The following is a 12,150-nucleotide window of genomic DNA, read 5'->3' as shown; positions in this document are numbered from 1 at the left end:
AGTAGCTGATAGAACAGCTGGTTTTGATTCAGATTGGGAGAATAAAGGATTATGGCAAAACAACAAGTTATTAGGTTAAGTGCTGAACAACGTTATAGTAAAGAATTGGAAAAACTGATTAAGGCCGATAGCGAAAATAATAAACCTGAAGGTTGGGTTTTATCCCCTAAAGCGGTGCGTCAATTTATTTTAGGTAACGATCGTTTGGGCATCAGCCGTAAATTTTTTGGTGATGATCCTTTAGTTGATCGATCTATTGTTTCATTATTGGGTAAACAAGGATTAATGCTGGTTGGTCAACCGGGTACGGCCAAATCTATGTTATCCGAATTATTGGCCGCCGCCATCAGTGGTGATTCAAATTTGACTATCCAAGGTACGGCTGGTACTAGTGAAGATCATATCCGATATTCTTGGAATTATGCCTTATTGCTGGCCGAAGGACCAATCGAACGTGCATTAGTTGGTTCGCCAATTTATCAAGGCATGAAACAAGGTAAAATTGTTCGTTTTGAAGAGATAACTCGCTGTCCACCAGAAATTCAAGATATCCTTGTTTCGATTATGTCTGAAAAACAGATGATGATCCCCGAAATGGGAGCAAATGCAATTATTAGTGCTAAACCCGGTTTTAATATTATTGGCACTGCTAATTTACAAGATCGTGGTGTGCATGAAATGTCTGCTGCATTAAAGCGACGTTTTAACTTTGAAACTGTTAATCCAATAAATAATAAAGATTTTGAGATTGAATTGATACAAAGGCAACTTGAACAAGAATTAGGTGAATTAAAAACACAAATAGTTATTCCGGTTGATGTCATTGACTTACTTGTTACGGCTTTTCAAGAGTTAAGGCAAGGTCAAACTCAAGATGGCGCAAATATAAAAACACCTGATGCCGTGATGTCAACGGCAGAAGCGGTAAACATTGCCTATGCTTCAGCATTAGATGCTTATTATTTTAGCGATGGAACCTTAAATGCAGGACAAATCGCCAAACAGCTTATTGGTGTGGTTCTAAAAGATAATGCCGATGATATAAAACGAATCCAATTTTATATGGATAATGTTGTGCGTGAACGCGCAAAAAAATCCGAGACATGGCACAGTTTTTATCAAGTATCAAAAACGTTCTGGAAATAACGGCTTAACATGACGCTTAGCCAAGAATTATTACCCGATAGGTTATCACAAGCATTAAATAAACTTGCTGCTTTGCAGCAAGAGCAGATCTATTTTGCCCCGATACGTCATCATAGCCCATCATGCAGTTTTGCGCTTAAAAAATTGATTGAGCAAACAAAACCAACGCATATATTGATTGAAGCGCCAGTGAGTTTTACACCGTTAATTGAACAACTGTTACATGATGATACACGTCCGCCCATTGCGATACTTTCTCAGACAGAAATTGACACAATACCGTTAGTAACAGAAAGTGAAGATGATAGTGTATCGAAACAATCTACCTGTTCGGTTTTTTACCCATTTTGTCATTACTCGCCAGAATGGGTGGCAATACAAATGGCAAAAGAGCAGCATGCCACACTACAATTCATTGATCTGCCTTGGGCTTTGCAATGTGATCAAGAAATCGCTGCTGATTTTGATAAAAGTCGCTCGCTACTTTCCGAAACTTATCTAAAACACAGCCAATACATTCAATATTTAATGAAAAAATTGCATTGTCGTGATCATGATGAAGTGTGGGAACATCTTTTTGAACTGAAAGATTATAATGATATCGCTGATTGGCAAAATTTCTTTATTGATACCTTTATTTGGTGTGCAATGGCAAGGCTTGATTATTCACCGTCTTCACTTGCCGCAGAGGGTTCAGTTCAGCGTGAACAGTATATGTTAACAGCGATAGGTCAATTAAAGAAATCTCAACCTGATGCAAAAATTGTGGTCGTAACAGGTGGTTTTCATACCTTACCTTTACTGGAAGGATTATGGCACGATCAGCTTGTGCTACCTAAAAAAGCAGAGATGACTCGATTTAATCACCAACAAAAAAGTGGTGATAAAGATCAAAATTGGCTAATTCGTTATAGCTTTGATCGCCTTGATTCCTTAAATGGTTATGCGTCAGGAATGCCTTCGCCCGCTTATTATCAAGCGGCATGGCAGTCAATGTTACTTTATGATAAATCAACCACCAATGGCAAATCTTGCATCGCATTTCGCCAATCTTTAACTGCTGATATGCTTACCGATATTGTTGATAAATTACGACAACAAAACAGTGACAATATTATCGGTTTTATCCCATTTCGTTCTGCAATAGCACAATCAATGTTATTAGCCAACTTACGAGAACATCATGGACCAGGAAGATATGATCTGCTTGATGCGATTCAATCCTGCTTTATCAAAGAGAGTATCAATGATTCTCGTCATGAGTTTTGGTTAACCGTGCAAAATTGCTTATCGGGCAATTTGTTGGGTGAAATACCTAAAGGTATTGCACAACCTCCGTTAGTGAATGAAGTATATTTAACGCTAAAAAAATATCGATTTAAGTTAGATTATTCCAGTCCTAAACTTACGCATATCGATATTTATCGCAAATCACAGCATCGGCAACGTAGCCGTTATTTACATTTATTGGCTTTTTTACAAGTGGGTTTTGCCAATCGAATAGATGGTCCTGATTATATTCATGGTAAACGCTTATCGATTATGTTTGAAGATTGGCGTTATGCTTGGACCCCCATGGTCGAAGCGCGTTTAATTAAATTATCTGAACAGGGGACGCAGTTAGAGCAAATCGCAATAAAGCAATTACAATTAGCGACTGAACAGTTTGGGCAAAACAGTACTGGTTTTTCAAGTATTGTGGCAGTTGAACAGTTAATTCAAGGCGCTTTGATGGGGCTTGAATCTTGTTTTGCTTATTTATTAAATAATCTATCTAATTGTATTGAGAACGATAACGAACTGGACAATCTAATCAATTGTGGCCATCGCTTACTTTACTTATGGCAAGGGCAAAATTTTTTACAACTGAAAAATACCGCAACGTTACTGATATTATTAGTTAAAATAATTAAACAGAGTCTTTTCTTGTTAGCCAAGTTAAAACAACCAGAGCAAGAACAGCAACAAAAAAATATCAAAATATTACTTTCATTTAGAGACTTACTAAATTATTTACCAGAGCAACTTAATGTTAAACAATTTAAACACGATTTTTATCATAATTTGCATCGTTTACAACCTGAGTTAGCCCAACTGCCATTAATCTGTGGTGCTATTGATAGTCTTAGCTACTTAGATACATACTTAAGCCAACAACAACTAGAAGATAAAATAAAAAATAACTTCAGTTTAACAACACCAAATGATCACGCAATTAACTATTTTATCGCTATTATGCAGTGTACCCCGCAATTGATTATTCATTCAACTTTTCTACTTGATAGCTTAGATCAACTAATGATTGATTGGTCACCTGAGCGATTTATTGAAATATTGCCTGATTTACGTTATGCCTTTTCTCAATTAAACCCGACACAGAATGCTTCGTTGGCTAGTCAGATTGCTAAAAAATATCATATTGTCGATGATGAATTAAATTTTTACCAATACAACTTTAGTGAAAAAGAGTTAAACAAAGCACTTTCTTTAGAATTATTGATAACCAAACATATTCAACAACAGCATTTGCAAACATGGTTTAAACAATAGGAATACGTATGACTAACGATAATCACATCGATGATAAAACTACCAATGAACAAATTAAACGTTGGCGTTTAATTTTAGGAAGTTATGCCGATGAGGATTTAGGTCAAATTAATTTTAATGCGCATGATAAGCAAATCGATCAATCATTAGAGTATCTTTATCGACACGAATATCGTGCTCGAGGTTTATTGACCAATGACAAAGCTGATTCAGAACTAAAAGCGGGTGATAAAAGTCGTTCTGTTTATAACACGATAGATTGGTTAAAACTGACACGTAAATTGTTTCCTAAAAGTACCTTTGAACGGATGCAAAATCAAGCGATAGAGCGTTATCACTTGGATGGAATTTTAGACGATCCGAAAGTCATACGAGATCTTGAACCTAGTGTAAACTCAGTACGTTTACTGATGAATTTACGGGGTAAATTGAGTTATGACGTTCGTCAAGAAGTACGGATATTAATTAAAAAAGTGGTGGACGAAATTTTACAAAAGATTCAAACGAATTTTGTCAATGCGATCACTGGTAAAAAAAATCGATTTAGGCGCTCTTTAATCAAAAATAACCAGAACTTTGATTGGCGAGCAACAATCAATGCTAATCTAAGGCATTTTGATCAGAACAAACAGCAAATTATTATCGAAAAAGCAATTTTCAATTCACGAAAAATAAGACAATTACCTTGGGATATTATTTTATGTGTTGACCAAAGTGGATCGATGGATAGTTCAATTCTTTATTCAGCAATTTGTGCCGCTATCATCGCTAAACTACCGGCGATTAATTTGCATTTACTGGTGTTTGATACTCAAGTTGTCGATTTAACACATATAGCCGAAGATCCGGTTGAAGTGCTCATGACTGTACAATTAGGCGGTGGAACAGACATTGGTAAAGCACTTAATTATGCTGAACAAAAAATTAAAAACCCGAGCCGAACGGTGGTAGTGGTGGTGAGTGATTTTTATGAAGGCGCAAATGTAACGCATTTATATCGAACTGTCACTCGTCTTAATGCTAATCGAGTAAAAATGCTGGGTTTAGCTGCTTTAGACTATCAAGCTAATGCTGTTTATGATATGCAAATATCACAAAAACTTGCTGATCGCGGTATGCTAATTGCCGCCTTAACTCCCGAGCATTTTGCTAACTGGCTTGCCGAGGTGATGCGATGAGTTGGCAACAAACCTACTTAAATTATGATCAAGAAGCGTTAGCACTTTATGCCAATATTGGTTTAATTCGCCGTGCACGCAAAGATATCGAAGCCGATAAAGTCCTATTGCAAGAAGAGCAACCCGATTTTCTTCTGTTTATGGTCGATGGTCAACAGGTTAAACTTACTGCGCAAGGAATTCAAAAAGCAACTTGCAGTTGCCCAGCTAGTGGACACTGCAAACATATTATTGCGGCCATTTTATGGTTACAACTTCCGCACAATCATCAAACGGATAATAATGCAACATTATCGCAAAATTCAGCGACTGAACGGTCAGTGCCACCATTAAAAGATGCATTAAGCGAGCTACTGACAATCGATGCTGGCGCGCTACTTAAACAAGCAGGTAAAGCCAATGTGCGCCTTGCTTATCAATTGGTTTTTGAGTGGCAGCAACTGCCGACATTAACCGTAGAAAATCAAAAAGGGCAATTACGTATTCAAATACCACAAAGTGACATGCCGATTATCTATATGACTGGGACCGGTTTTGCTGGGATGATTTCACAGCTACCCGAAAAACAGAAAACAGCTGTACATTTAGCGGTTATTGCGTACCTGTTTCAACAACATCACCAGCCATGGACTTGGCCAATCGAAAACAACTTAACGGATAAACCGATTGATCGGTTAAGCGTTGATGAAATAGCATTAATTAAGCAAGTTGAAGAACATATTTATACATTAATCACCCATGGATTATCCCATGTGAGTCAAAGCCAAGCGACACAATTACAGTTGCTTAATATGTCTGCTCGATCGCAAAATCTTGCCAGTTTAGCCGCAATGCTAAGACACCTTTGCCAACTTGTTGAACAACAAGCCAATCGACATTTTACCGTTGACGAACAAGACATACTGTTATTCTTAGCTCGCCTTAAAGCATATCTGGAAAAATTATCACATTATCAAGGTGAACAACTTACCACAGTACGTGGGGGGCAAAAACGTCATTACCAAAATGATGCTCAATTAATTGACTTGCTACCATTGGGAGCTTATTGGTGGCAAAGCAAAACCGGCGCAATTGGGGCGACCTTTTACTTTTGGGATCCAATAGCGCTACAATATTATGAGACAACCTTAGCCAGACCTAATAATTCAGATATCAACTTTAATCGACAAAGCCTATGGCAAAGTGCATCAATTTGGCAAGCGATGCCTTGTGACTTAATGAATAAAGCTTTTATCTTATATGAACCACGTTTATCGCATGATGGTAAATTATCAAGTCGTGGTTCACACATAAAATTACAACCAACAGGTTGGAATTTGCAGCAGTATCAGCAATTTCAACAACAAGTTGGCTTTGATAACTGGTCGTTACTAAGTCACTATTTACAAAATTACGATACTAATATTTCACTGTTCAACCAAGTACTCTTTATTCACGTTACCAAAGCACAAAAACCTTATTTGGACGAAATCAGACAATGCTTGGTGTGGTGTGTTAAAGATTCACAGAATAATGACCTACTATTACGCATCTTTTGGGATGGTAAACAAAAACAACGTATTGAATCACTTTATTTGCTACACGAAATAGAGTTGCAACCCTTAACCGTGTTAGTAAAATGTGTAAAAAATGATAATAATTTAGATCTTGAACCATTTGCACTATTTTATAAACAGCCACTAACCGATGATATCAATATTTTAAATCTGGATTTTGACAACGAATCGTTATACCAAATATCGAATAACAGCGATGACTATTGTAAACAACCCGAAATACTCTTTCAAAAACAACCTCAGCAGATTGTTTACCAACACGATCCAATTGTTATCTACATTATCAAGCCGACGCTCAATTTTTGTGAAACAATAACGAGTTCGGGACGACTTAAACTGAACAATGACGATAAAAAGCAATTAGCGCAATTGCAAAATCAATGCGACACCTTAGGATTAAACACATTAAGTCAAGTGTTGACAAAAATAGGCAACCACCCAAACATCGAAGTCGTTCATATTTTACAAGCCGTGTACCTATGCCATCTCATGCAGAATGCGCATTACCAATTACCCATTATGATTAGGAATGATGCTGAAGAAGAGTAAAAAAGTAGAATTAAATCGAACAAAAAGCAAATACTCATTTTGAAAAAGTATATTAAAGCTGGCTAGAAGATTACAGCAATAAAAGTTTTGTAAAAAGTTTAAGCAAATATACACGTTTCAATATAAAAATCTTGATTTACTTTTTTGCCAATCAACCCTTTTTTTTACACTAAATTAAAATTGATTAAAATCAATATATTAAAAAAGGGTTTTTGAGTACAAAAATCTTGTTTGCCTTTTTATAAACAGAGTTTATAGTATACCGGTTTCTAGTTCAACACTGCATAAGTGGTTTAGAAATGATTTAATAATTTTTAATAGACTTTCCATTTGTTCAACACTGCATAAGTGGTTTAGAAAAATGTTCGTTACTGGCAGCGGCACCGCTTTATGTTCAACACTGCATAAGTGGTTTAGAAACTCACCAGCTAAGTCATATTCAGTCCAAAATGGTTCAACACTGCATAAGTGGTTTAGAAAAATCTATTAGCGCAAGTAGTTTGTTTTTCTTCGTTCAACACTGCATAAGTGGATTAAACAATTTACTGTTTTAACCTCCGATTTTTTGATGTCTTTTTATTTATATAAGCTAAAGATTAGCTTTGATTTTGTTTTATCTTTGATTATTTTTACCTCGTTTTTTGCGCATTATCATGCTAATTTATGGTCAATATTTAAATTGAATTAAGTTAGTGAAAAACATGGATATGATTCATTCTTCCGATCTTAAAACCATCTTACATTCAAAACGTGCCAACATTTATTACCTAGAGCATTGCCGTGTATTGGTTAATGGTGGGCGCGTTGAGTATGTTACCGATCAGGGGCAACAATCGCTTTATTGGAATATTCCGATTGCTAATACTACTTGTATTTTGTTAGGAACCGGTACCTCTTTAACGCAAGCGGCTGTACGCGAGCTTTCCCGTGCTGGCGTGATGATTGGGTTTTGCGGTGGTGGTGGAACGCCACTTTTTTCCTCTACCGAAGCTGAATTTGCGTGTCAGTTTTTCTCTCCTCAAAGTGAATATCGTGCAACGGAATACCTACAACGTTGGTGTCAATTTTGGTTTGACGATGAACGTAGATTGCAAGCGGCTAAAATGTTGCAACAAAGTCGCCTGGAAATCATTCGCGAGTGTTGGTCAAAGTTTGATTGGGCGATTGATCAAAGTCAATTAAACAGTATTATAAATGATGCAATAACGCAATTTGCTAATATAAATAACAGTCAAGCATTGCTCGCAGCAGAAGGGCGTTTAAGTAAAACATTGTATGGTATGGCGAATCAATTAACGTTAAGCGATAATAAATTTAAACGTGATCAAGGTACCCGTGGTAAAAGCTATGATCCGGCTAACCAATTTTTAGATCATGGCAACTACTTAGCTTATGGGCTTGGCGCAACCGCTTGTTGGGTGTTAGGATTACCACATGGATTGGCGATTTTGCATGGTAAAACTCGGCGTGGTGGCTTGGTGTTTGATGCCGCTGATATTATTAAAGATGGCATAGTCTTACCGCAAGCTTTTTTGTCTGCAAAGCAAGGCGACAGTGAAAAAGCGTTTCGGCAAGCATGCATTTCACAATTTGCTCAGCTAGGCGCGTTAGATCGAATAATTGATACATTAAAACAGATAGCAGAAAAAGCATGAATATTTTATTAATAAGCCAATGTAAAAAACGGGCATTAACCGAAACCAGACGAATTATTGATCAGTTTGCTGAGCGTTGTGGTGAACGGACATGGCAAACAGCCATGACCGAAGATGGATTACAAACCTTATATAAATTGTTGCGCAAAACGGCTCGCAAAAATACAGCCGTTGCTTGTTATTGGACTCATGGTAAAAATTTGACCGATCTTCTATGGATTGTTGGCGATCGTAGTCAATTTAATCAGCAAGGTCGAGTACCAACTAATCGTACTAAATGCAATATATTAAAAAGTGGTAATGAAAGTAATTGGCATTATGCAACAACGATTCAATTAATCACAACGATTGCCGGTTTATTACATGATCTTGGTAAAGCGACTATTGGTTTTCAATCTAAATTACGCGCAACAGAGAAAGTGGCTGGCGATCCATACCGTCATGAATGGATTTCGTTACAATTATTTTTATTAATGATTCAAGACTGCTCAACAGATCAAGCTGTTTTTGAACGTTTGGCAAATTTTTCTCAATATCAGCAGCAATACCCCAATTGGTATCAAAAACTTAACAAAACTGAAAAAACCGATCTGATGCAGTGGCCTTTATTAACACAGTGGATAGCTTGGTTGATTGTATCGCATCACCGAATGCCATTTTTAATTGATTCATTAAATGGTGATAAAAATAAGAAACAAACCAGAGATTTATATATTTCAGGTTTAAAAACAACCAGTTTTTATAAAACCCTTACGGCTGTTGAAAAATGGGTAAAAAATAGTTTTAGCCAACATCCTTCGCCTAATCAGTTTTGGCAACTTAAAAGCGATATAACGTTAAGTCAAGCATGGTTAAAAAAACTCAGCCGTTATGCTAATAAGGCGCTAACTCATCCACCTTTAATGCAATTAACGAATATTGATGCCTTTTTATTGCATATGTCGCGTTTAAGCCTAATGGTGGCAGATCACAATTATTCAAGTTTATCTTTATCGAATGAAGAAGCAGATGAAAATCATGAAATTCTGATTGCTAACACTAATTATCTTAAAAAGGCGAAACAGTGTTTAGATGATCATTTAATTGGCGTAGCAAATCTTTCTGCACGCTTTGCGCGTTTACTACCGAAAATGGTTGATGAATTACCAGCCATTAATCACCATAAACCTTTTACTAAACGGACGACTATCGATCGATTTCAATGGCAAAATCATGCATATGATATCGCTAAGCATTATCAATCATTAAGCGATGAACAAGGCTTTTTTGGTGTAAATATGGCATCCACTGGTTGCGGTAAAACGCTTGCCAATGGTCGAATTATGTATGCACTGGCGAATCCTAAACGTGGCGTTAGATTTACCATTGCCTTAGGTTTACGTGTTTTAACCTTGCAAACTGGTAAAGCGCTGCGAGAAAAACTACAGCTTGGCGATGAACATTTAGCGATCTTAGTTGGCGGGCGAGCAACGCAAACGTTATTTGAGTTAGAGAATGAAGAAAAGTTACAAAAATCAAATTTAGAACAGCAGAGTATCTCAAAAGATAATTTAGAGCAAGAGGGTAGCGAATCGATAGAATCATTGGTCGATGACTATGTTGATGTGGCAGAAAGTGGTATTGCGGATAGTGAATTAGGCACAATTGTTGAAAATAGCAAAGCTCGTCAACTAATTTATGCGCCGATTGTTACATGTACTATTGATCATATTATTCAAGCCAGCGAATGCATACGAGGTGGCAAATATATTGCGCCGACCTTAAGGTTACTTACCTCAGATTTGATTTTAGATGAGCCTGATGATTTTGACCAAAATGACTTGCCAGCTTTGGCGCGGCTCGTTCATTTAGCCGGACTTTATGGGAGTAAAGTGTTATTGTCATCGGCAACTTTAACGCCTGATTTAATTGCGGGTTTATTTGCGGCTTATCAAGCGGGACGAAAAATATGGAATCAAAACCATCAACGTAAAAATGATTCGATCGTCTGTGGTTGGTTTGATGAGTATCAGCAATCAATTACGCAAATTACTGATAATGCGGCATTTAGCCAACAACATCAGCTATTTGTCAGTGAGCGCATTAATGAACTTGCTAAGGGCGAAGTGCGTCGTCAAGGATATATTCTAGAATTACTTGACTACCAGCATAAAAAACCAGAAAACGAAAAGTTAAATTACTATTTATTAGCTAATCAACTGTTAAGGCAATCTTATGATTTTCATTTAAATCATCATCAACTCGATGAAAAAACACAAAAAAAAATAAGTATTGGTTTAATCCGTTTTGCTCATACTGAAGATGTGATTGCCTTAACTAAACAAATCTATCAACAAACCGATCTTGCTGTAGATACTCAATTTCATATTGTGGTTTACCATGCAAGACAATTATTATTATTACGTAACCAATTAGAGCAAAAGTTAGATAGAATTTTAAATCGTACTGATCCAAAAGCAATTTTTAAGCAACCAGAAATTATTGAAGCAATTAAAGATAGTGACAAAAAAAATCATATTTTTATTGTTATAGGCACACCAGTAACCGAAGTCGGGCGAGATCATGATTACGATTGGGCCATTATTGAACCGTCATCAATGCGTTCAATTATACAGCTAGTTGGTCGTGTATGGCGCCATCGCCCCAATAAAGTTGCTAAAAGTCCGAATGTTGCTATTTTAGGCAGTAATATTGAATCAATTAAGCAGGGTGTGAACTATGGTGCCGGTTCAGCGTGTTTTTGTAAGCCTGGTTTTGAACAAAAACCTTTTTTACTTACGACACATCAAACCAATAAATTGATACCACAACAACAATTAACAAATATTGATGCCACACCACGCATAACTAATTCAACACAAGATGAGCTTACACTTGGCGAATTGGAGCATAAAGTGATGGCACATCTATTTGCGCTTAATGCACGAAATAGTAATTATGTTACGAGTTATTGGCAACCCGATTTAGCGCATCATCATTGTTCGCATTTACAATTAATTTCACCTTTTAGAATGCAAAATCATCAAGAAGATGAATTTATTTGTCAATTGGATGACAATGGAAAACTATTATTTACTTATAGTGATAAAGCCAACCTGACGCCAGATGAAAAATCCCAGAAAATAAAAAACAATATAATGGTAGATGATAAGTGGTTATTTGATAATTCACAGATCTCATTTTGGTTGACTAATTCTGTTGAGCAAGCTTTAGCAAAAATGGCCACATATTTCCCTAATCAAAACCTATATCAACTTACCAATGAATTTTGTAGTGTAACTTTAAATAGTGAAAAATATTGGTATTTCCACCCAAATTTGGGTTTTTATCAGATTAAAAATAGTGGCTAGTGAAATTTATATCCAGAAATAAGTGTTGTACGCAAAATATCTAAACAAACTGGTTATAGCTAGATATAAATAGATAATTAAACTATACTAACATCGACTACCGAATAGGTAGCTTAGAAACATGAAATTATTTTGAATAAATTTTTTATTACCGCCGAATAGGCGG

At 36.4% G+C, this 12,150-nt stretch carries 6 protein-coding genes and 1 CRISPR repeat array; all 6 genes read left to right on the top strand.

Translation table 11 applies throughout. The annotated features are described in order from the left end of the window. Positions 1-51 precede the first annotated feature (51 nt). Entirely contained in the window at positions 52-1,146 is a 1,095-nt protein-coding gene (locus J3U66_RS06640; RefSeq protein ID WP_267348487.1) for an ATP-binding protein, read from the top strand. A gap of 9 nt (positions 1,147-1,155) precedes the next feature. Beyond that, a complete protein-coding gene (locus J3U66_RS06635) occupies positions 1,156-3,696 on the top strand; it encodes a DUF5682 family protein (protein ID WP_267348485.1) in 2,541 nt (846 codons plus the stop codon). An 8-nt stretch (positions 3,697-3,704) separates the two neighbouring features. Beyond that, positions 3,705-4,874, top strand: coding sequence for a VWA domain-containing protein (locus J3U66_RS06630; protein WP_267332944.1), 1,170 nt, complete (start codon positions 3,705-3,707; stop codon positions 4,872-4,874). Continuing rightward, the gene (locus tag J3U66_RS06625; protein WP_267348483.1) at positions 4,871-6,979 is read left to right on the top strand and encodes an SWIM zinc finger family protein; all 2,109 of its coding nucleotides are present in this window, start codon (positions 4,871-4,873) and stop codon (positions 6,977-6,979) included. Before J3U66_RS06630 ends, J3U66_RS06625 begins: the two co-directional genes overlap by 4 nt. A gap of 272 nt (positions 6,980-7,251) precedes the next feature. Then, positions 7,252-7,519: direct repeats of the CRISPR family, unit length 28 nt; unit sequence GTTCAACACTGCATAAGTGGTTTAGAAA. A gap of 161 nt (positions 7,520-7,680) precedes the next feature. Beyond that, positions 7,681-8,634 carry a type I-F CRISPR-associated endonuclease Cas1f gene (gene cas1f / locus J3U66_RS06620; protein WP_416379729.1) on the top strand — a complete coding sequence of 318 codons (954 nt, stop codon included), beginning with the start codon at positions 7,681-7,683 and terminating at the stop codon, positions 8,632-8,634. After that, entirely contained in the window at positions 8,631-11,984 is a 3,354-nt protein-coding gene (gene cas3f / locus J3U66_RS06615) for a type I-F CRISPR-associated helicase Cas3f (RefSeq protein WP_267348480.1), read from the top strand. Before cas1f ends, cas3f begins: the two co-directional genes overlap by 4 nt. The last annotated feature ends 166 nt before the right edge of the window (positions 11,985-12,150 follow it).

This window comes from Gilliamella sp. B2969 (assembly GCF_026536195.1).
GTDB lineage: Bacteria > Pseudomonadota > Gammaproteobacteria > Enterobacterales > Orbaceae > Gilliamella.
Note: the sequence above shows the minus strand (reverse complement) of the source record. Positions and strands in the feature narration are given on the sequence as shown.